Here is a 20,745-nt window from a genome sequence, read left to right as displayed (position 1 = left end):
CCCGGCGGATTGACAGTCACTCACGATTCAATCACTGTATATTTCTACAGTATTGGATCGCGCCATGGACCCGCTGACATCGCGGCAGACCGAAATCCTTGATTTCATCCGCAGACAGATTGCCGAACAGGGCCTGCCGCCGACACGCGCAGAGATCGTCAACGCGTTCGGCTTCCGCTCGCTGACCGCGGCGGACGATCATCTGCGTGCGCTGGCGCGCAAGGGCGCGATCGAGCTGCGCCCCGGCGCCTCGCGCGGCATCCGCCTGCTCGACGAGCCGACGCTGGCCGCGGCGGCCAATGACGAGGACAGCCTGCCGCTGGTCGGCAAGGTCGCCGCCGGCGTGCCGATCACCGCGATCGAGCAGATCGAATCCTGGTACCGCCTCGACCGTCATCTGTTCCACCCGCAACCGGACTTCCTGCTGCGGGTGCAGGGCTGGTCGATGCGCGACGCCGGCATCCTGCCGGGCGACCTGCTCGCAGTGCAGCGCACCGCTATCGCCGAGAACGGCCAGATCGTCGTCGCCCGCCTCGGCGACGAAGTCACGGTCAAGCGCTTCCAGCGCCGCGGCGAGCAGGTGCAGCTGCTGCCGGCCAATCCGGACTTCACGCCGATCCGCATCGACCTGCGCCGGGAGGAGCTGGCCATCGAAGGCCGCGCCGTCGGCCTGCTGCGCACCGGCGGCTTCGTGCTGGCATGACCCCGGCAACACAGACGCAAGCGGCGCTGCCGCTGCAGGCGTTGCTGCGCGATCGCCGCCTGTGGCGCGGCGACAGCGTCGCGCCCGTGCGCGCGCAGGCCAGCGAACATCCCGCGCTGGATGCGGTCCTGCCCGGACAAGGCTGGCCGCTGGGCGCGCTCAGCGAAATCCTCTACGCCCGCAGCGGCGTCGGCGAGCTGTCACTGGTCCTGCCGCTGCTGCGCCAGCTGACCCGGGCCGGCACGCCGGTGGCGATGATCCGCCCGGCGCATCTGCCCTATGCGCCGGCCCTGGCCGCCGCCGGCGTGGCCTTGCCGCAGCTGCTGGTGGTGACGCCGCAGACCGACACCGACGCCCTGTGGTCGGCCGAACAACTGCTGCACGCCGGCGCCGGCGCAGTGCTGCTGTGGCTGGAGCGGATCGAACTGACCGCATCACGCCGCCTGCAACTGGCCGCCGAAGCCGGCGACGGCATCGCGCTGCTGCTGCGGCCGGCGACACCGGCGAACCTGGCGCAGGGCGGCATCGCCGCGCTGCGCCTGCAGATCGAACGCCGTCACGGCCAATCGCAGGTACAGGTGCTCAAATGCCGCGGCATGCGCCCGCCCGGACGCTACGCACTGAGCGCGTGACGATCCCATGCTCTGGCTCTGTCTTTCATTCCCGCAGCTGCCGGCGGAGGCTCAGGGCCTCCGCGATCCGCTGGATGTCATCACCGACAGCCGCAGCGCGCAACGCTGGCTGATCACCGCCAGTGAAGGATGCGCGCCCGGCATGGCGCTGGCCGACGCCTTGGCCCTGCGCCCGGCGCTGCGCGCGCATCCGCGCAAACTCAATGCCGAACGCGCGCTGCTGAAAAGCCTCGCGCATTGGATCTACCGCTACGGCAGTCCGGTGCATCTGCAGATCGACGATCCGGCCGAACCCGGCCGCGCGCCGCGCTATCTGCTGTGGGTCGAGATCGGCGCCAGCGAACGCCTGTTCGGCGGCCTCGACGCGCTGCTGACAGCGATCCGCAACGACCTCGCCGAGCTGCAGCCGGTCGCCCGCCTGGCAATCGCGCCGACGCGCGGCGGTGCCGCCCTGCTGACACTGGAAGACAACCCGGCACCGGTCTACGGGCTCGACGCACTGGAGACCCGGCTGAGCGCGTTGCCCAGCGCATGGCTGCCGTGGCCGCAGGCACAACTGGACGCGCTGCACGGCGTCGGCCTGCGCCGCATCGGCGATCTGTTCGAACTGCCGCGCGCAGCCTTTGCACGCCGCTTCGGGGTCGAACGCCTGCGTGCGCTGGACCGGCTGCGCGGACTGCAACCAGACCCGGCGCCGGCGATCGTGCCGCCCCCGGTCTTCCGGCGCCGCTTCGAACTGCCCGGCGAAATCGAATCCACCGAAAGTTTATTGTTCCCGCTGCGGCGCCTGACGCAGGAGCTGCAGGCCTGGCTGCGCAGCCGCGACGTCGGCGTGCGCAGCATCGAACTGCAGTTCGAGCATGCCAACCGTCAGCGCTCGGTGATGCGCCTGCGCTTTCTGAGCGCGCATCGCGACGGCCAGCGCATCTTTACCGCGCTGCGCGAACGCCTCGAACGCCAGGCGCCGGCAGCCGCGGTGCGCGCACTGCTGCTGAAAGCCGAGGACCTGGCCACCGCCGCGCTCGGTCAGGGCAATCTGTTCGACGCCGCCACCGACACCCAGCAGCAGTGGACCGAGACCGTCGAGCGGCTGCTGGCACGCCTCGGCGAGTCAGCGCTGTGGAGCCCGGTGCTGCACGAGGATCATCGCCCCGAGCGCGCGATGGCGCGCGCCACCCCCGGCGCCAGCGGCAGAACGCCGGCCACCGTCGCGCAGCGGCGCCCGCTGTGGCTGCTGCCGACGCCGGTGCCGCTCCCGCGCGCACCGCAGGTCGCCGGCGAGCCCGAACGCATCGAGGCGGGCTGGTGGGATGCCGGCGATCTGCGTCGCGATTACTACACTGCAGAGATGGGCGCCGAAATGGGCACCGAGGTCGGCGCCATCGGACATGACGCACGCGCCTGGGTGTTCCGCGATCACATCGACCAGCGCTGGTATCTGCATGGATGGTGGGCATGAGCCATGTATGCAGAGCTGCATGCCCTGTCCGCCTTCAGTTTCCAGCGCGGCGCCTCGCTGCCGCCGGAGCTGGTCGAGCGCGCCGCTGAACTCGGCTACCGCGCACTCGCGCTGACCGACGAGTGTTCGATGGCCGGCGCCGTGCGCGCCTGGCAGGCCGGCCGCGACTGCGGCCTGCCGGTCATCGCCGGCAGCGAGTTCACCCTCCACGATGGCCCCAAACTCGTCCTGCTCGCCGAAACCCAGCGCGGCTACGCCGGCATCTGCGGGGCGATCACGCGCGGCCGCCGCGCGGCCATCAAGGGTCGGTACAACCTGCAGCGCCGCGATCTGGACGCCCCCATCCCGGAGGTCTGTGCGCTGTGGATTCCCCGCGGCCCCGGTGACGTCGAGGAACTCGCGTGGTTGCGCGAGCGCTATGCCGGCCGCCTGTGGATCGCGGTCGAGCTGCATCGCGACGGTCGCGACGCCGAGCAGTTGCAGCGCCTGCAGGCCCTGTCCCAACGCTTCGCCGTTCCGCGGGTCGCCAGCGGCGATGTGCACATGCACGTGCGTGCGCGCCGCGCATTGCAGGACGTGCTGACGGCCCTGCGTCATCATCAGCCGGTCGCGCGCTGCGGACATCGCCTGTTCGCCAATGGCGAGCGCCACCTGCGCACGCTGCAGGATCTGCAGGCGCTGTATCCGCCCGCGCTGTTGCGTGAAACGCTGCACATCGCCGAGCGCTGCGCGTTCCGGCTCGGCACGCTGAAGTACGACTACCCGCGCGAGATCGTGCCGGCGGGACACACCCTGCAAAGCTGGCTGCGCGCACTGGTCGAACAGCACATCCCCGAGCGCTGGCCACAGGGCTGTCCGCCGGAGGTGCGCGCACTGATCGAGAAGGAACTCACGCTGATCACGCAGAAGCGCTACGAGGCCTTCTTCCTGACCGTCTACGACATCGTCCTATACGCGCGGAAACAGAACATCCTGTGCCAGGGCCGCGGCAGCGCCGCCAACTCGGTGGTCTGTTACACCCTGGGCATCACCGCGGTGGATCCGGGCTTCACCGATCTGCTGTTCGAGCGCTTCGTCTCCAACGAACGCGACGAGCCGCCGGACATCGACGTCGACTTCGAGCACGAGCGTCGCGAAGAGGTCATCCAGTACGTCTACGACAAGTACGGCCGCGAGCGCGCGGCGATCGCCGCCACGGTGATCCGCTACCGACCACGTTCGGCGCTACGCGACGTCGGCCGCGCGCTCGACATCAGCGCGGAGGTCATCGACCGCGTCGCCAAGTCGTTGGCCTGGTGGGACGACCCGGACGGCCTGCCCGAACGCCTGCGCAGCATCGGCGTCGATCCGAAGGCCCGCGCAATCCGGCTGTGGCTGCGTCTGGCGCGCGACCTGCTGGAGTTCCCGCGACATCTGTCGCAGCACGTCGGCGGCTTCGTGATCTCCGACGCGCCGCTGTCCGAACTCGTCCCGGTCGAGAACGCGGCAATGCCGGATCGCACGATCATCCAGTGGGACAAGGACGACCTCGAAGCGCTCGGTCTGCTGAAAGTCGACGTGCTGGCGCTGGGCATGCTCAGCGCACTGCGCCGGACCTTCGAGCACCTGCGCACCTTCGACGGTACCGCGCTCGATCTGCAGCGGATTCCGACAGACGACGCGGCGACCTACGCCATGATCGGCCGTGCCGAAACCCTCGGCGTGTTCCAGATCGAATCGCGGGCGCAGATGTCGATGCTGCCGCGGCTGAGGCCCGAGAACCTCTACGACCTGACCGTGCAGGTCGCGATCGTGCGCCCGGGACCGATCGAAGGCGACATGGTGCATCCCTACCTGCGCCGGCGCGCCGGGCTCGAGGCGGTCGACTATCCGCCACGCCTGAAAAGCGTGCTCGGCCGCACCTATGGCGTGCCGATCTTCCAGGAACAGGTGATGCGCATCGCCATGGTCGCCGCCGGCTTCTCCGCCGACGAGGCCGACCAGGTGCGCCGCTCGATGGCAGCGTGGAAACGCTCCGGCGGCCTGGAGAAATTCGAACGCAAGCTCAAGGACGGCATGGCAGCGCGCGGCTATGACGCCGACTTCGCCGAACGCATCTACAAGCAGATCCTCGGCTTCGGCAGCTACGGCTTTCCGGAAAGCCATGCGGCCAGCTTCGCCCTGCTCGCCTACGCCTCGGCTTGGCTCAAGTGTCACCATCCGGCCGCGTTCCTCTGTGGCCTGATCAACAGCCAGCCGATGGGCTTCTATCCGGTGTCGATGCTGGTCGGCGAGGCCCGAAGACTCGGGGTCAAGGTCGGCGCGGTCGATGTGCGCGCCAGCCACTGGGACTGCGCGCTGGTGCCGGATCGGCAACAGCGACCGGCGATCCGGCTCGGGCTACGACTGGTTTCCGGCTTCAACGTGCATGCCGGCCTGCGGCTGGCCGATGCGCGACGCACACGGCCCTTCGACAGCGTCGAGGATCTGGCGCGGCGCACACAGCTCAATGCCCGCGAACTCGAAGCGCTGGCCGCCGCCGACGCGCTGCGCGGACTCGCCGGTCATCGCTATCACGCCCGCTGGCAGACGCGTGGACACGCACGCCTTGACGGCCTGCTGCAAGACGCCGCGCTGCCGGACGACCCGGTGCAGTTGACGACGCCGGCCGAAGGTGAAGAGATTCTCGCCGACTACCGCAGCACCGGCCTGTCCCTGCGCCGGCATCCCTCCGCCTTGCTGCGCGAGCGACTCGAACGCCACCACGTCGTGCCCAATGCGCAGCTGCAGCAGATCGACAATGGCCAACCAGTGCGGGTCGCCGGCATCGTGATGTTCCGCCAGCGACCTGGCACCGCGAAGGGCACGATGTTCATGACCCTGGAAGACGACACCGGCATCGTCAACCTGATCATCTGGCCCCGACTGATCGAGCGTCAGCGTGACATCATCGTCGGCGCCGGTTTCGTGCTGGTGCGCGGCAAACTGCAACGCGAGCAGGGCGTGACGCATGTGCTGGCCGAAGCTTTCGCCGACCGCTCACACTGGCTCGCCGGTCTGCCACATCTGTCACGCGATTTCCGCTGAGCCACGACACCGCCCGGCGGCGCGTGATCACTCGCGATACTTGGCGATCACAGCCTCCAGCGCTCCGCTGCCCTTGCGGGCCTGCAGCGCCGCATCGAGCTTGTCCATCGTCGAAGCATCGAGCCCGGCCTTGGAATACATCAGCGACACTTCACCGCTGGTGATCTCCTGCGGATGCTGCACGATCTGCTGATCCCAGCCCTTGCGCCGCATTACGGCGGCGGCGACAAAGGGATCGTCCAGCAGCGCATCGATCTCACCGGCGACCAGACGCGTGTAGTTCAGCTCGACCAGCGGCGCCGTCACGAACGCAGCGGCCGTTGCCTCGTCAAGGATCAGCTGGGTTGCCACCGGCCCGTAGTAGTAGCCGTCCGTCACGCCGATATGGCGGCCGGTCTGCGTCAGTTGCGTCAGCGTCTTCGGCGCCAGCGCCTCGGCATCGTCCTTGCGCGTAAACAGCGCAAAGGTTTCATGCCGGTACGACGGCGAAAATCGCGCATAGGCCTGACGTTCGGCGGTCGGCGTCGCGCCCATCAGAATGTCGACAGTGCCGTCGCGAACCTGGGCCAGCAGGTCCTGCCAACTACCGCGCACGAAGGACACGCCGCAATCTGCGTCCGCCGCCAGCTGTCTGATGATTTCCACATCCATGCCGCTGACCGCGCCGCCGGCATCCTCATACTGGTATGGCTCCCAGGGATCCCAGCCGACGTTGAGCATGCATGCCGCCTGCGCTGGCGGCGACACCGCGGCCACCGGGGTTTCGGACGATGACGGCTGGCAGGCCGCCAGCACCAGAGACACACCACCGAACAACAACCGTGCTGTACGCATTCTTCTGAGTCTCCTCGAGAGCCCGATGGTGTCGCGGGATCGGCGCGCAGTATGCGCCGCGCAGCAGGGGCACGCGCGCGTGCCCCTGCCCGCACAGATGCGCCAGCGCGACAAAGGGTTGCAATGCCCTGCGCCAGCTCCGTTCCACTTTGCGACAATGCCGGCGATGACGACCCCGACCACCACCACCGACGACGCGACGCCGCCGATGCGCGACGGCGTCGGCGCCAGCACGGTGTGGCTGCCTGCCGGCGATTGGCCGTCACCGCTGGCGTTTCTGTCAGCACGCTTTCCGGCCATCGATACCGGTCAATGGCGCTCGCGGTTTGAACGCGGGCTGGTCTGCGACGCCAGCGGCGCGCCCCTCGACGCCGACGCCCCCTACACCGCAGGTCAGCATCTGTACTACTTCCGCGAACTGCCGCCGGAGCCCCGGATTCCATTCGACGCCGAGGTGCTGCACCGCGACGAACATCTGCTGGTCGCGGACAAGCCGCATTTTCTGCCGGTCCTGCCTTCGGGCCGCTTTCTGCAGCAGACCCTGCTGGTGCGCCTGCGCCGGGAGCTGAACCTGCCCGAGCTGACCCCGCTGCACCGCATCGATCGCGGCACTGCCGGGCTGGTGATCTTCTCGGTCAATCGCCACAGCCGCGGACGCTACCAGCAGCTGTTCGCCACCCGCGCCATCGAGAAAGGCTATCTGGCACTGGCGCCGGCAATACACGGTGTCGAGCTGCCGCTGACGCGACGCAGCCGTCTGGTGCGAGGAGAACCCTTCTTCCGCAGCTGCGAAACCGAGGGCCCGGCCAACAGCGAGACGGTGATCGAGTCCGCCACGGCACATGGCACACTGCAGTGCTACCGGCTGCGCCCGGTCACCGGCAAGAAACACCAGTTGCGGGTGCATATGGCCGCACTCGGCGCCCCCATTGCCAATGATCCGATGTACCCCGTGGTGCAGCAGACGGACGTCGAGACCTATGACCGCCCGTTGAAATTGCTGGCACACTCGATCGCCTTCATTGACCCCCTGAGTCAGCGCGCGCTGCGGTTCACCAGCCGCCGCACGCTGTAGAGAGAATGTTTCTGATGCCCGTCACTCCACCTTCGCTGTCGTCCACCACGATCGTCAACGCCGACCATCCTGAGGTGATCGCTTTCGCCCACGCCCATCGCGGCAGCGCAGCGGATCCACGCAGCCAGGCGGTCTCGCTGTATTACGCCGTACGCGACAGCATCCGCTACGACCCCTATGAGCTGGATCTGACACCTCAGGGCCTCAGCGCCAGCCGTGTGCTGCAGACCGGCCGGGGCTGGTGTGTCACCAAGTCGGTTCTGCTGGCTGCCGTGTGTCGCGTCGTCAGCATCCCGGCACGCCTGGGCTTCGCCGACGTGCGTAATCACCTGTCGACCGAACGCCTGCGCCAGACCATGAAGACCGATGTGTTCTACTGGCACGGCTATACCGCGATCCAGCTCGACGGCCAATGGCTGAAGGCAACCCCGGCCTTCAATATCGAGTTATGCGACCGCTTCGGCATGTTGCCGCTGGAGTTCGACGGCACGGCCGATTCGATCTATCACCCGTTCGACCGCGCCGGCAACCGGCACATGGAATACCTGAATCTGCGCGGCGAGCATGACGACGTACCGCTGGCCGACATGCGCGCCACATTTGCCGAGCATTACGCCCACATGAGCCGCCTGGGCGACGCCGATTTCGACGCCGACGTCGCACTCGAAACGGCCTCCTAGGGCCATTCCGGCGACAGCGATCCGTTCGCTCGGGGGCCTCTAGCGCAGCGAGCCCGGACAGGATCAGAATGGCGCGGCATGCAGGAGCATGTGCCAGGGTCAGTGCCTATGTTGCATATCGCGCATCATGTCCGCGCCAGTGCGATCGCGGGAGTGGGCTTGTTCTCGTCCGAGTTCGTGCCGGCAGGCAGCGTCATCTATACCTGCGATCCGCGTACGACCCGGATCATTGCTGATGCCGAAATCGCGTCGTACCCGCTGCAGGTCCGCGACAGCATCCTGCGCTACTGCTATCGGGGCCGTGGCATTCACCGCCTCAGCGGTGCCTACTATTTCTGCATCGACGATGCGCGCTTCTTCAATCACAGCGACACGCCGAACTGTCTGTGGCAGGAAGACCGCGAGTGCTATATCGCGGTCGGAGACATCGCTGCCGGCACCGAGCTGACCTGCGATTACTTCGATTTCAACGAACCCGAAGATATTCCCTATCTGCGCGCGCCGCGCGTCGCGGCCTGAGCCCTACAGCAGATATGGAATGACGGCCTTGCGCTGCACCGGATAGTCGGGAAATTTTTCGCGATACCAGCGGTGATTGGTCAGCGCGCGTGGCAGCAGATTGGCCAGTGTCCACAGCAGGAACGCAAGGCCACCCCACGACCATGTCGCAATCGCCCATCCACTCCAGATCAGGAACTCGCCGAAGTAGTTCGGACAGCTGATCCGTTCGTACAACCAGCCGCGCGGAATCTTGTAGCCGGTTTCGCCGGGCCTGCGCAGCGCGGCCAGCATCGCGTCGGCCTTGCGGTTGATGCGATAGCCGACGACGAAGAGCAACGCGCCGATAACGAAGCGCGGATCGGTGAGCCAGCTTGCCGGATAGCCGTGGCCGATGCCGTCCCACGACAGAATCGCCGCATTCAGGAACGAAACCATCAGGTTGGTGACGACAGCGATCACCGGAATTGAAACCGGTGTGGTATCGCCCGGCCGCACCTTGATCCGGAACGGAAAGATGAAACTGCGCTGGAAGTAGTGCGCCTGCCACATCGCGAACAGAATCAGCGGCGCCCACTGCAGCGCGTGGGCGCCGGCGAAGAAGATTGCCGCGAAGCCCAGTGACGATGGCGCTTCCATGATGACCCAGGACCAGCGCGTCGGGATGCCCGGCCCCCACCACTTGCTGTGTCCCTGCTTGTGGCGTCCGTAGGCGGCGGGCAGCAGCATCAGCACGCCAAACACGACCGGCGACGACAGCAGGATCGCCCACAGCGTCCACTCGTACCACTGCGCCGGCGTCATTGTTGTCATCTGCTGGATCCGCGCGGGAAGTCCGCCGAGACTAGTGCAGCGGGTTGCGCCGGGCAATGCCGGCGCAACGCCGGGTCAATGCGCGGCAGCGGCCCCTTTGGCACGCGTGGTCGCCGACTGCATCAGCTTGTCGGTCCAGGCAATTCCGACCGCCGAGACGATGAAGGTCAGGTGGATGATGGTCTGCCACATCACGCCTTCGGCGGTGATCGTGGTGCACTTGACCCCGGCCTCGACGGTTGCACACAGCGGCAGCCCCCCGATCGAGCCGGCCTCGATGAAGGTCTTCAGCAGATGGATCGACGAGATGCCGATGATCGCCATGGCCAGTTTGACCTTGAGCACCGAGGCGTTGACGTGACTGAGCCACTCCGGCTGATCCGGATGACCTTCCAGCCCCAGCCGCGAGACGAAGGTCTCGTAGCCGCCGACGATGACCATCACCAGCAGGTTCGAGATCATCACCACGTCGATCAGCGCCAGCACGATCAGCATGACTTCCTGCTCGCCCAGCGCGAATGCGCCGTGGGTCAGGTGCAACAGCTCCTTGACGAACAGGATGACGTAGACCGCCTGCGCCACGATCAGGCCCAGATACAGCGGCAGCTGCATCCAGCGCGATGAGAAAATGACGGATGGCAGGGGACCCAGCGACTTCGGCGTTTGCAGCGACATGGATGGGCGACTCGAATGATGTGAGGTAACGGAGCGGGATTCTAGCGAAGTTCCCCATTCGCCCGCGTGACACCCGGCGCTTTGCCACCCAACGCTATCCCGATTCGCGCAGCACCGCTCAGCCCACCGGCGGCTGACGCCCGGCAAACAGGCTCTGCACCTTGTCCGCCCCCAACTGCAGCACCAAGGTGGAAGTGGCGACGAAGCGCGTGGCGGTCATCTTCCAGGCGCCATCGATTTTGCGGTACTCGTCTTCGTAATAGCCGCCAAGCTGGGTCACGGTCCCGGCCTGTGTGTTGATCAAGCCGTACTGCAGACTCCAGGTCCCGCGTGCCCGGCTGGCATCCAGCACCTCAATCTGCGGGTTGGCGCCGTGATGCATCTCGACCATATGGTCATGGCAGCCGATTTCCCTGAACACCTGCACCAGCGCGTCAGCGCTCGTGAAGGTCCCGATGACACCGTAGTCGATCTGAACCTCGCCATCGGCGAAGCAGGCGCGCATGCCGGCGGTATCCTTGCGGTCGCAGCTGAACAGATAGCGCGCCTTCAGTGTACGAATCGCCTCGGCGTCTTCCAGCGCCTGCAGTCTTGCTTCGATGCGGCTGATATCCACGTCATTTCCCCCGATCAGTCTGTAGCTTCGAGCTGCAGTTGACCGCAGCACCACGACGACCGAATCCCCCGTTCGGCGTATGTCGGCTACTGCAAACAGATGACGCCGCAGCCCGATCACAGCGCTAATTTCGTCTTCTGAAGAGGTCCGCACGACGGAACCTCCGAGTTGCTGGGGGAAAAGACCACGGAAGGTCGCGAGATGGCAGTCAATGAACGGCCGTCCGAACACAGTGCGTAAGGATGGGGATCCACAGATGACTTGGCGCAAACTGCTGCCCCCGCTGGCGCTGCTGCTGGCTGCAGGGGCGATCGGCCTGCTGGCGTTTCTGGCGCAGCGCACCCAGGCGGTCGACAACACATTGCATCTTCAGCGACTCCATCAGATCCGCGTCGTCGATGCGCTCGATGTGGGCCTGAACCGCGCCGTGACACAGGTCGGCGTCAGCACCATGGTCAACGTCACCAACGACCGCGCAACGACCACCGCGCAACTGGGCGACGCACTCAACGCGCTGGAGCAGGGCCCCACCTCGCTGCGGGGACTCAGTCCTGCACTGGACCAGGCGCTCGACACCTTCCTCGACACCGTCGAATCCAAATTCGAGCTCGCCTTCGATTTCGAGGCCCGCAACATCCTGGTCAACCAGCGCCTGATCGCGGGCATCGACGCGGTGCCCGTGATGGCTGACGCGGTGCTCGCGGCTGCAGACACGGCGACGCACGACATGGTCGCCGGCCTGCTGCGTCAGCTCCGCACCGAGGTGAACACCTTTGGCGTCGTCCAGACCCCGGTCAACGAAGACCGCATTCATGCGTTGCTGACCCAGCTCGACGCGCTCGCGCCCGGACAGTCGGAAGCATTCGTTGGTGCGCTGCGTTCACTGCGTGCGCGCAGTGCCGACGTCATTGCCGACAAGCAGGAACTGGTCGGGCGTCTGGGCAACTTTCTGGCGCGCCCGACCGCGCCGCAGCTGCACGCGGTCGAACAGGCGTACATGGACTGGCACGGCACGCAGGTCGCGGTCGCCAATCAGTATCGATCGTGGCTGGCCGCTTATGCGGCAATCCTGCTGCTGGTACTGGCGTGGCTGGGCCTGCGTCTGCGTCGCAGCTATCGCGACCTGGATCGCGCCAATGCAGAGCTGTCGCACGCCAACGAACATCTGGAGGAACAAGTCGATGCGCGCACTCATGACCTCCAGGCAGCGCTCAAGGAACTGCAGGCATCACAGGCGCAGCTGATCCAGTCGGAGAAGATGGCATCGCTGGGCCAGATGGTGGCCGGCGTCGCCCACGAGATCAACACACCGCTGGGCTATGCGCGCAGCAACGCCGAGATCGTGCGCACCTCGCTGGCCGACATCCGCAGCCTGGTCGACGCGCAGAGCCGCGCATTGAATCTGCTGACGCAGGACGATGCCAGCGACGACGACATCGCGCAGTCCGTTGCGGCCGCACAGGGCATCGCCGAATCGATTGGCGCCTCCGAGCTGGTGGATGAACTCGACACCCTGCTCGGCGATACCGATCACGGCCTGGCACAGATCTCCGATCTGGTCGGCAGCCTCAAGGACTTTTCCCGCGTCGACCGCTCGCGCACGGATCTGTTCGACGTCAACGACGGCCTCGAGGCAGCACTGAAGATCTGCCACAACCAGCTCAAGCATCGCATCGAAGTGGTGAAGTCCTACGCCCAGCTGCCGGCCATCGAGTGCTCGCCATCGCAGCTGAACCAGGTCTTCCTGAATCTGTTCAACAACGCCGCGCAGGCCATCGAAGGCGAAGGCAAGCTGTACATCCATACCGCGCCCGGCCCGCGCGGCGTCGCGATCCGCATTCTGGATACCGGCAGCGGCATGGCCGAGGACGTCCGCGCCCGCATCTTCGAACCATTCTTCACCACCAAGCCGGTGGGTAAAGGCACCGGACTGGGACTGTCGATCGTGTTCCGCATCATCGAAGACCACGGCGGACACATTGATGTGCGCTCGACCCCCGGCAAGGGCAGCGAATTCGCGATTCATCTGCCGCTGAAGCAGGCGCGTCCCGAAACGCCGCCGGCCACCGAAGCCCTCGCCGCCTGAGACCGCGCATGAACGAAACCGCCGAACCCACTGCCCGCGCCCGCGTTCTGTTCGTCGACGATGAGCCGCGTGTGCTGACGACGATGCGCATGCTGTTCCGCAACCGCTACGAGCTGCATTTTTCGGAAAGCGGCGCAAAGGCCCTGGACTTTCTGCGCTCGACCCCGGTCGACGTCATCGTCAGCGATCAGCGCATGCCAGGCATGACTGGCATCGAACTGTTGCGCGCTGCACGCGAACTCAATCCGGATGCCATGCGCATCCTGCTGACCGGCTATTCGGATCTGAACGCAATCATCGGCTCGATCAACGAAGGCGAGATCTTCCGCTTCGTCAACAAGCCGTGGTCGAACGAAGACCTGACGCAGACCGTCGCTCGCGCGGTGACGGCGGCACGCGCCAGTGCCGACGCCACACGCGCCGGCGACACCACACCGACTTCGCTCGGCGCGGAGCCAGGCATTCTGGTGGTCGATGACGACCCCCGCGTGCCGGCACAGATCCAGTCCATCCTCGGCGACGCAATCCGCGTGCTCAGCGCCACCAGCATGGACGATGCGGTATCAACGCTTGAACGCGAGCGCATCGGCGTCGTCGTGTCGGACACACGTGTACAGGACCAGGCGGTGATCGGCCTGATCAGCACGCTGAAACAGCATCATCCCGAACTGGTCTCGGTGATCCTGACCGAGCGTGCCGATGCCGGCACAGCGATTGATTTGATCAATCAGGGACAGATCTATCGCTTCATCACCAAACCGCTGCACGAAAGTCAGTGCAAGATCACGGTGTCCTCGGCGTTGCGTCAGCATCAGCGCCTGAGTCAGGCGCCGCAACTGCTGCAGCGCTACGAGGTCGTCGCCGCACCCGAACCGGCCCCGGCCTCAACGACAGGCCGCTTGATGGATCGGATCCGTTCGTTGCGCAGCGTCGTCAAACGACTGATGTAGGGCACCAAAACCCCCTCATGCAAACAGATGAAGCGGTGACGGCACGGCCTGCTTAAGGTCATGACCTTAACTCAAGGCGCAGCACCCGCGCAGACGGGAGGAGACCGGCATGAGCCAGAACAAGGATATCGACGACGCCGTTGTCAGCGGCCAGGCCTGGGAAGCATTCTGTGATCGCCTGAAACAGGCCGGACAGCAGATTCTGCGCGCCGAAGCGCCGGATACCCCGCTGGATCGGGCCGAAGGCTATCGCTATCTGACGCGCCTGCTGCGCATCGGTCTGGAAATGCATCTGGAGTTTGCCGATCCGGACTTCCCGGGCTTCTTCGCGCCGTCGCACGAAACCGGCAAGATCGGCGCCGACAACCCGGACAATCTGTACCTGATGGGACGCCTCAACGGGTGCAACGAGTACATCATCCGTGGCCAGCGCGGCACGGTGCCGTATCTCAGCTTTGGCACGCAGAAGGGCGGCTACGAAACCAACGGCAAGATGGAACAGACTGGTTTCCTTGATGCCCGCGACCTCGAGCTTGATGCCGACGGCAACTTTGAGGTCGTGCTGAGCCAGACCCCACGGCCGCGCAACTGGGTTCGCCTTGAACCCGAATCCAACGCAGTGATCGTGCGCCAGACCTTTCTTGACCGCAAAGCCGAGCGTCCGGCGCAAATGAGCATCGCGCGCCTGGGTAGCGACGCTGCGCCACAGCCCCTGTCGACCGAACGCCTGATGACCGGCCTGACGCGCACCGCAGACTTCGTCGAAGGCACCGCACGCCTGTTCGCCAACTGGGCACAGAGCTATCTGCCGCACAGCAATGCGTTGCCACCGTCGGATCAAGCACTGTGCCAGTCGGTCGGCGGCGATCCGAACATCGTCTACTACCACTCGCACTGGCGCCTGGCGCCGGATGAAGCGCTGGTCATCCATGTGCCGCGGGTCCCGGAATGCCGCTTCTGGAATCTGCAGATCAACAACTACTGGATGGAATCGCTGGATTACCGGTATCACCGCATCTGCCTGAACCAGCACTCCGCCCGCCTCGACACCGACGGCGGCGTCACGATGGTGCTGGCGCATACCGACCCGGGACATCCGAACTGGCTGCAGACAGCCGGCCATGACAGCGGCACGATGTGCCTGCGCTGGGTGGGGGCCGACGTTCAGGTCGACCCACTCACCCAGATCATCAAGCTGAACGATCTCGAACAAACCCTCTCGACCAAGGCACTCGCCGCATGAGCACACCCGCGCGATTCGAACCCGCAGCCCTGATGCAGGAAGCCCGCGACAAGACCGGGCTCAACGACTTCGGCGACCCGGCATTTCTCGAAGGCCTGGAAAAGTTCTGCAGCGCACTGGAATCCGACGCCAATCTCTCCGACTTCGGACGCGGACTGCTGCACCAGAAGTTCATCGAGCTGTTGAGCAACCGGCTCGGCATTGAAGACTGGTATCGCCGTCATCCCGAGATCGAAGACGAGGTGATCGAAGCGCCACTGGTCATCGTCGGCCTGCCGCGCACCGGCACGACTCTGCTGCAGCGCATTCTGGCCTGCGATCCGCAGTTCTACTCGATGCAGTGGTGGGAAACACGCTACCCGGTGCCGTTCGCCGGGGAATCGCTGCAAGATCCCGAGCAGCGCATCGGCCAGGCCCGCGCCGAGGTCAAGATCATGATCGAGGCGATGCCCAAGCTGCTGACGATCCATCCGATGGATGCCGATCAGGCCGACGAGGAAGTCGTGCTGATGGAGCATTCGTTCATCGCCGCGATGAACACTTATGCCTACATCCCCAGCTACATGAATTGGCTGGCGCAGACCGACGAACGCCCGGCCTATACCTATCTGAAGCGGATGATGAAGTTCCTGCAGTGGCAGAAACGCCAGCGCGGGATCGTTGGCCAGCGCTGGGTACTGAAGGCGCCGCACCATCTGCTGCGCATGCACCTGCTGCTGGAGCTGTTCCCCGGCGTCAAGGTGATCCAGACCCACCGCGATCCGATCGACACCATTCCGTCGATCGCCAGCTTCCTGCATACGCTGTGGGCAATCTACGGCGCCGATGCTCGCAAGGAAGCCGCCGGCGAGGAATGGAATGCGCTGATGGCGCGCGCCCTCAAGCACACGATGGCCGTGCGCGAACAGGCACCGGATCAGTTCTTCGACGTTCAGTTCATCGACACGGTCAAGCGTCCGTTCGAGATCGTACGTGAGATCTACGCCTTTGCCGGCCTGACGCTGACGCCGGAAACCGAAGCCGCGATGCACCGCTGGATGGAGGCCAACCGTCGCGACGACCGCGGCTCGCATGAATACACGATGCAGGAGTACGGCCTCAGCGAAGCGCAGATCAAACGTGATTTTGCCGAGTACCGCGCGCGCTACGTCGAACCCTATCTGCGCTGAACCATTCGGATACTGGAAGGAGAATCCTATGCTGCTGCAGGACAAAGTGGTCATCGTTTCGGGTATCGGACCGGGTCTCGGCATCAAGCTGGCCATTGAAGCCGCGCGCGAAGGCGCCAAGGCGGTCGCGGTCGCCGCGCGCAGCGCCGAGAAGCTGGACGAGGCCGAAGCCCGCATCCGCGCACTGGGCGGCAACACCCAGGTGCTCAAATGCGTCACCGACATCACCGACCGCCAGCAATGCGAAGCGCTGGCCGGGCAAACCGCTGAGCGTTTCGGCCGCATCGACGCGCTGGTCAACAGTGCGTTCTTTCATGGCGCGATGGACTATGTCTCCAGCGCCGATCTCGACAGCTGGAACGCCGTGCTCGGCACCAACCTGCTCGGCACCCTGAAGCTGACGCAGTCCGTTCTGCCGCAGATGAAAAAGCAGGGCGGCGGCGCAATCGTGATGATCAACACCATGGCCGCACGTCAGGTGCCACCGCTGGGCGAGGCCGGCTACGCAGCCTCCAAGGCCGCACTGGCCAACTCGGTGAAGTATCTGGCCAAGGAAGTCGGTGGCGACAACATCCGCGTCAACTCGGTCCACATGGGCTGGATGTGGGGCGCCCCGGTGCAGGGTTACGTCACCTGGCAGGCCGGCGAACTCGGCGTGCCCGAGGAGCAGCTCAAGCAGCAGATTGCCTCGGGCATCCCGCTGGGCCGAATTCCGACGGACGATGAATGCGCGCGCGCAGCATTGTTCCTGGTTTCGGACTACGCCAGCGCCGTCACCGGTGCCGCGCTGGACGCCAATGGCGGCGCCTACATGCCCTGATCAGCATGCATTGAAGAAGTGCGCGACGACGACGGGGGCGCAACCGTCTGTCCCGCCCGAACGGCCGCCGGTGAACCCGGTGGCCGTTTTTGCATGCGCGCCTGCTTGAATGGCGTCTGAGCCGATGTCGTCGTTTTGGGAAATGACGCAGCTCGGCTGGGGACCAAAAGGGACAAGGGGCGCACCCATGCAGACGATGACGCTGTTTTTCGGGCTGATGTTGCTGGTCGCGGCAGCCATGCTGTATCTGGCCTTCGGATCCTGGTCATCGCCGCGCACAGGCGCGCGCGCACGACGGCAATCCACAAGTCCATCGCAGCAAGAACCAGGGGTGTCCTGGCTGCTGGGATCACCGCTGGGTGAAATGCTGCGCAATCGCAGAATTGATGTCTGGACATTTCTGGCCGCAACGCCCGGCGCACAAATCGAGTCTGCGGTGGCCAACTGCCTGCGCTGTCCGTTTTCCGGCCGCTGCGACCGCCCCGAAAGCCGTCGCGCAGCGAGCACGCCGCCATCGTTCTGCCTGAATCGCGATGCGATCCTGCGCGCCCTTCATTTGCGCTGAGCAGTCAACCGCTGCCGCGGACTACTCGTAGCGATAGATCAGATCAATGCCGATGGTGCGCGGATCACCCCAGATCACCGCACGGTCAGCCTGCGGCAGGTTGTCGATCGCAGTCAGCTCGTATTCCTTGTCGAGCAGGTTCTTGCCCCACAACGCGACGTCCAGCGAACCCTTGTTGCCGAAGCGGATGCCGTTGGCCATCAGCCGCGCGTTGAGCATCCCGTAACCGTCAATCGCGGTGAGGCCGCGCCGCGCCTCAGTAATGACGAAGCCGGTGCGATCACCGATGTAATTCCAGCTCGCATACGCGCGCAGATCGCCCCAGCCGAGTCGAGCGACGGTCCAGTCGGCAAACAGCACACCGGAGTGCGGCGGCGCTGCGATGAAGGGATAAAGATTGGCAACGTTGTTGCCGTTGATGTCGATGACTTCCAACACCTCGGCATCCAGATAGGCGTACTGGAAGCCGAGCATCAGATTCTCGGCTGGAATAAACGCGCCTTCGAGCTCGAGACCGGTCATCCGTGCCTTGCCGGCGTTGCGCGCCTTGGTATCGGAGATCGTGCCGGAGATCATGAAGTTGGTCTGCATGTCGCTGTAGTCGCTGTAGAACGCTGCGGCATTGAGGCGCAACGCACGCTGCAGCCACTCGCTCTTCAACCCGAGCTCCCAGGACTTCACGCGCTCCGGCTTGAACCCCTCGACAAATCCGAACCCGTAGTTGGTCCCATCAGACGCCGCCCCCGAGTCGCCCGAGATCTGCGGATCGCGCAGATTGAAGCCGCCGCTCTTGTACGCCGTGGAATACGACAGGTACGTCGTCGCCATGTCGGTGATGTCGAACTGGATGTTCGCCGACGGCGAAAAATCGTCGTATTCACTGTGGGCCTCGACGCCGACAAAGTCATCCGGCCCACCGACCGCTGCGGACGGCACCGGAACCGCGGCCAGACTCGCATCGGCCAAGCGCACTTCGACGTACTGGCGCTGGATGAAGTCCTTGATCGCGTAACGCTTGTCATGCGATGCACGCAGGCCGATGGTGAAATTCAGGCGGCGGTCGAACAGCTGCGGCCGGAAGCTGAGCTGACTATAGGCCGCGTAGGCCTCGTTCTCGATGCCGTAGAGGTAGTCCCAGTAGGCAGACAGTCGCGGCAACACATTGTCCTGCAGCTGACCGCGCAGTTCCGCCGGTAGCAGGCCGAGAACGACATCGGCCTGCTGAGGATCGATTGTTGCGCTCTGGATGTGATGTATCGGTCCACCATCCTCGCCGCCCTCCTCGGTGAAGTAGTAAAGCCCGGCGATATAGCTCAGGCGATCATCCCAGAGGCTGCCGCTGAGCTGCAGCTCGTGCGACCACTGGGACTGGAACGTGGTGGGAATCACCAGGGGCGTCGGTTCGCCGTTGTTGACCATGCGCGCTGCTGCGCTGTCGTAGACGTTGAGATCAATGCGATACCCGGTGTCGCCGCCACCACCGCTGAGATCGGGATACTGCGAATCCTCGAGCTTGCGGTAGGCCCCGATGTACTTCAGCTCGAAACCATCGAACTGCTGCGCCAAAGTCAGTGTATGGCCGCTGACCTTGGCAGTGGACGCCTCCATCGGCGCACCGGAAGCCAGCGCATCCAGGCGGTGACGCGAGTACACGGAATTGGCAACCGCATAGGGCTTGAAGTACTCCGCCAGACCGTGATTGGTCTCAGGCAGCAGCACGCCCTGGAACATGTAGTTCACATACTCCAGATCGGTGTAGTCGTAACCATAGTCGACAGTCAGTGAATCCGTCGGCAGCCAGCGCGTGTCGAAACGCAGCCCCAAGGCCTTGCGATCACCGAAGTCCTCGCCCTCGCCGGTGTTGTCGACGAAGCCGTCGCTGGTCCGCGCCAGAAACGCAAATTTCACCGCCAGCTCATCCGATAGCGGCACGTTGAACGAGCTCTTGCCAACCCACAGGTTGCGTTCGCCGATGGTGATCTTGTGATTCATGCTGAACGCTGACGGGTCGGGCCGCTTGGTGATGATGTTCACCGCCCCGCCGGTGGAGTTGCGTCCGTACAGCACGCCCTGCGGACCCCGCAGCACTTCCATGCGTTCGATGTCGGCAAGGTCCAGTGCCAGACCCACCGAGCGCGCGAGATAGACGCCGTCGATGTAAATGCCCACCGCAGGGTCTTGCGTGACCTGCGAGTCAGTGATGCCGACGCCGCGAATGGTGATGCGCAGGGTCGTGTTCGACAGCGGGTGCGGCTCAACCACCATGCTCGGCACATTCGAGCCCAGATCCTCGAGCCCTCCAATGCCGCGCAACTCCATCTTCTCGGAGCCGAAGGCTTCAATCGAAATCGGCGTGTCCTGCAGCGACGACGCCTTCTTCTGTGCGGTAACGATGATCTCTTCGAGCTGTCGCCCACGTTCCGGCTTGTGCACCGGTTCAGCCACTTCGGGCTCTGCCTGCGGCACCGGAATGACAGCGGCATAGACTTCAGGCGCGTCCGGCATCGCGGCGTCGCCAGCGTCAGGCGCGCTGGATGACTCAGCCGCGGCTTGTACCGGTGCCGAATCATCCTGCGACTGCACGGATTCGTTCGGTTTGCCTCCCTGCGTCGCGTCCCCCTGCGCCGCCGTGGCATCGCTGTCCTGCCACAGAAAATCCAGATCATCCTGCGCCGAGACCGGCGTATGCACGACGGCAGCCAACGCCACGAACAGCGCGTGTTGAGCCAGCTTCATTGTTCTCTCTCCAGCATCTCTCGCGCGGCGCTACGATGGCGCTCGCGTCAAATAAGCGTGCGCGAGTCGCGCACGCTTGCCCTCATCTGATCAATGACGCCCTTCTTGAGACCTGCCGCTTAGAA

18 protein-coding genes are annotated in these 20,745 nt (G+C 65.0%); 13 read left to right on the top strand and 5 right to left on the bottom strand.

Translation table 11 applies throughout. The features are described 5' to 3' along the window. Window positions 1-64: 64 nt before the first annotated feature. The 4 genes from lexA to E4T66_RS01455 are packed head-to-tail and all read left to right on the top strand — an operon-like array spanning window position 65 to window position 5,860. A complete protein-coding gene (gene lexA / locus E4T66_RS01470) occupies window positions 65-703 on the top strand; it encodes a transcriptional repressor LexA (RefSeq protein WP_136847128.1) in 639 nt (212 codons plus the stop codon). Further along, the gene (gene imuA / locus E4T66_RS01465; protein ID WP_136847127.1) at window positions 700-1,335 is read left to right on the top strand and encodes a translesion DNA synthesis-associated protein ImuA; all 636 of its coding nucleotides are present in this window, start codon (window positions 700-702) and stop codon (window positions 1,333-1,335) included. Before lexA ends, imuA begins: the two co-directional genes overlap by 4 nt. 7 nt (window positions 1,336-1,342) lie before the next feature. Beyond that, complete coding sequence (locus tag E4T66_RS01460; protein WP_136847126.1) at window positions 1,343-2,794, top strand: Y-family DNA polymerase; 1,452 nt, start codon at window positions 1,343-1,345, stop codon at window positions 2,792-2,794. A gap of 3 nt (window positions 2,795-2,797) precedes the next feature. Then, window positions 2,798-5,860 (top strand): error-prone DNA polymerase, encoded by a 3,063-nt coding sequence (locus E4T66_RS01455; protein ID WP_136847125.1) that lies wholly within the window; start codon window positions 2,798-2,800, stop codon window positions 5,858-5,860. A gap of 27 nt (window positions 5,861-5,887) precedes the next feature. Here the strand turns inward: E4T66_RS01455 and E4T66_RS01450 are convergent, their stop codons facing one another. Continuing rightward, on the bottom strand, window positions 5,888-6,694 hold the full coding sequence (locus E4T66_RS01450) for a substrate-binding periplasmic protein (protein WP_169577426.1): 807 nt from the start codon (window positions 6,692-6,694) through the stop codon (window positions 5,888-5,890). Window positions 6,695-6,860: 166 nt separating this feature from the next. Between E4T66_RS01450 and E4T66_RS01445 the strand changes: the two genes are divergently transcribed. The 3 genes from E4T66_RS01445 to E4T66_RS01435 all read left to right on the top strand — a co-directional run bounded on the left by E4T66_RS01445 (window position 6,861) and on the right by E4T66_RS01435 (window position 8,968). Then, on the top strand, window positions 6,861-7,769 hold the full coding sequence (locus E4T66_RS01445) for a pseudouridine synthase (protein ID WP_136847123.1): 909 nt from the start codon (window positions 6,861-6,863) through the stop codon (window positions 7,767-7,769). 14 nt (window positions 7,770-7,783) lie between these two features. After that, window positions 7,784-8,449, top strand: coding sequence for a transglutaminase-like domain-containing protein (locus tag E4T66_RS01440; protein ID WP_211242704.1), 666 nt, complete (start codon window positions 7,784-7,786; stop codon window positions 8,447-8,449). Between the two features lie 108 nt (window positions 8,450-8,557). Further along, window positions 8,558-8,968: an SET domain-containing protein gene (locus E4T66_RS01435; RefSeq protein WP_169577425.1), complete on the top strand. Its 411-nt coding sequence runs from the start codon at window positions 8,558-8,560 to the stop codon at window positions 8,966-8,968. 3 nt (window positions 8,969-8,971) lie between these two features. On the opposite strand, the gene E4T66_RS01430 is transcribed toward E4T66_RS01435, so the two are convergent. The 3 genes from E4T66_RS01430 to E4T66_RS01420 form a co-directional block, all read right to left on the bottom strand. After that, entirely contained in the window at window positions 8,972-9,760 is a 789-nt protein-coding gene (locus E4T66_RS01430; protein ID WP_136847120.1) for a DUF1295 domain-containing protein, read from the bottom strand. 75 nt (window positions 9,761-9,835) lie between these two features. Then, window positions 9,836-10,435, bottom strand: a complete 600-nt coding sequence (locus tag E4T66_RS01425; protein ID WP_136847119.1) for a TIGR00645 family protein — start codon at window positions 10,433-10,435, stop codon at window positions 9,836-9,838. A gap of 118 nt (window positions 10,436-10,553) precedes the next feature. After that, complete coding sequence (locus E4T66_RS01420) at window positions 10,554-11,051, bottom strand: nuclear transport factor 2 family protein (RefSeq protein WP_136847118.1); 498 nt, start codon at window positions 11,049-11,051, stop codon at window positions 10,554-10,556. Window positions 11,052-11,307: 256 nt separating this feature from the next. Here E4T66_RS01420 and E4T66_RS01415 point away from each other — a divergent pair, with 256 nt between their 5' ends. The 6 genes from E4T66_RS01415 (at window position 11,308) to E4T66_RS21505 (ending at window position 17,884) form a co-directional block, all read left to right on the top strand. Then, entirely contained in the window at window positions 11,308-13,137 is a 1,830-nt protein-coding gene (locus E4T66_RS01415) for a DAHL domain-containing protein (protein ID WP_169577424.1), read from the top strand. Between the two features lie 8 nt (window positions 13,138-13,145). Then, a complete protein-coding gene (locus tag E4T66_RS01410; RefSeq protein ID WP_136847116.1) occupies window positions 13,146-14,087 on the top strand; it encodes a response regulator in 942 nt (313 codons plus the stop codon). 109 nt (window positions 14,088-14,196) lie between these two features. Further along, the gene (locus tag E4T66_RS01405) at window positions 14,197-15,330 is read left to right on the top strand and encodes a DUF1214 domain-containing protein (RefSeq protein WP_136847115.1); all 1,134 of its coding nucleotides are present in this window, start codon (window positions 14,197-14,199) and stop codon (window positions 15,328-15,330) included. After that, window positions 15,327-16,499, top strand: a complete 1,173-nt coding sequence (locus E4T66_RS01400) for a sulfotransferase family protein (RefSeq protein ID WP_136847114.1) — start codon at window positions 15,327-15,329, stop codon at window positions 16,497-16,499. The genes E4T66_RS01405 and E4T66_RS01400 overlap by 4 nt, the downstream gene beginning before the upstream one ends. 28 nt (window positions 16,500-16,527) lie before the next feature. Next, a complete protein-coding gene (locus E4T66_RS01395; protein ID WP_136847113.1) occupies window positions 16,528-17,319 on the top strand; it encodes an SDR family oxidoreductase in 792 nt (263 codons plus the stop codon). Window positions 17,320-17,506: 187 nt separating this feature from the next. Beyond that, on the top strand, window positions 17,507-17,884 hold the full coding sequence (locus tag E4T66_RS21505) for a DUF6455 family protein (protein ID WP_211242703.1): 378 nt from the start codon (window positions 17,507-17,509) through the stop codon (window positions 17,882-17,884). A 21-nt stretch (window positions 17,885-17,905) separates the two neighbouring features. Here the strand turns inward: E4T66_RS21505 and E4T66_RS01380 are convergent, their stop codons facing one another. After that, the gene (locus E4T66_RS01380; RefSeq protein WP_282706980.1) at window positions 17,906-20,620 is read right to left on the bottom strand and encodes a TonB-dependent receptor; all 2,715 of its coding nucleotides are present in this window, start codon (window positions 20,618-20,620) and stop codon (window positions 17,906-17,908) included. Window positions 20,621-20,745 lie beyond the last annotated feature (125 nt).

It is taken from the genome of Sinimarinibacterium arenosum (assembly GCF_005047655.1).
Lineage (GTDB): Bacteria > Pseudomonadota > Gammaproteobacteria > Nevskiales > Nevskiaceae > Solimonas.
The sequence above is the reverse complement of the archived record's forward strand: the minus strand, read 5'-3'. Positions and strand labels throughout refer to the sequence as shown.

Bases quoted from the DNA above. Each gene is read 5' to 3' on its own strand.
- lexA (WP_136847128.1), top strand. From the start codon at position 65: ATGGACCCGCTGACATCGCGGCAGACCGAAATCCTTGATTTCATCCGC.
- imuA (WP_136847127.1), top strand. From the start codon at position 700: ATGACCCCGGCAACACAGACGCAAGCGGCGCTGCCGCTGCAGGCGTTG.
- E4T66_RS01460 (WP_136847126.1), top strand. From the start codon at position 1,343: ATGCTCTGGCTCTGTCTTTCATTCCCGCAGCTGCCGGCGGAGGCTCAG.
- E4T66_RS01455 (WP_136847125.1), top strand. From the start codon at position 2,798: ATGTATGCAGAGCTGCATGCCCTGTCCGCCTTCAGTTTCCAGCGCGGC.
- E4T66_RS01450 (WP_169577426.1), bottom strand. From the start codon at position 6,694: ATGCGTACAGCACGGTTGTTGTTCGGTGGTGTGTCTCTGGTGCTGGCG.
- E4T66_RS01445 (WP_136847123.1), top strand. From the start codon at position 6,861: ATGACGACCCCGACCACCACCACCGACGACGCGACGCCGCCGATGCGC.
- E4T66_RS01440 (WP_211242704.1), top strand. From the start codon at position 7,784: ATGCCCGTCACTCCACCTTCGCTGTCGTCCACCACGATCGTCAACGCC.
- E4T66_RS01435 (WP_169577425.1), top strand. From the start codon at position 8,558: ATGTTGCATATCGCGCATCATGTCCGCGCCAGTGCGATCGCGGGAGTG.
- E4T66_RS01430 (WP_136847120.1), bottom strand. From the start codon at position 9,760: ATGACAACAATGACGCCGGCGCAGTGGTACGAGTGGACGCTGTGGGCG.
- E4T66_RS01425 (WP_136847119.1), bottom strand. From the start codon at position 10,435: ATGTCGCTGCAAACGCCGAAGTCGCTGGGTCCCCTGCCATCCGTCATT.
- E4T66_RS01415 (WP_169577424.1), top strand. From the start codon at position 11,308: ATGACTTGGCGCAAACTGCTGCCCCCGCTGGCGCTGCTGCTGGCTGCA.
- E4T66_RS01410 (WP_136847116.1), top strand. From the start codon at position 13,146: ATGAACGAAACCGCCGAACCCACTGCCCGCGCCCGCGTTCTGTTCGTC.
- E4T66_RS01405 (WP_136847115.1), top strand. From the start codon at position 14,197: ATGAGCCAGAACAAGGATATCGACGACGCCGTTGTCAGCGGCCAGGCC.
- E4T66_RS01400 (WP_136847114.1), top strand. From the start codon at position 15,327: ATGAGCACACCCGCGCGATTCGAACCCGCAGCCCTGATGCAGGAAGCC.
- E4T66_RS01395 (WP_136847113.1), top strand. From the start codon at position 16,528: ATGCTGCTGCAGGACAAAGTGGTCATCGTTTCGGGTATCGGACCGGGT.
- E4T66_RS21505 (WP_211242703.1), top strand. From the start codon at position 17,507: ATGCAGACGATGACGCTGTTTTTCGGGCTGATGTTGCTGGTCGCGGCA.
- E4T66_RS01380 (WP_282706980.1), bottom strand. From the start codon at position 20,620: ATGAAGCTGGCTCAACACGCGCTGTTCGTGGCGTTGGCTGCCGTCGTG.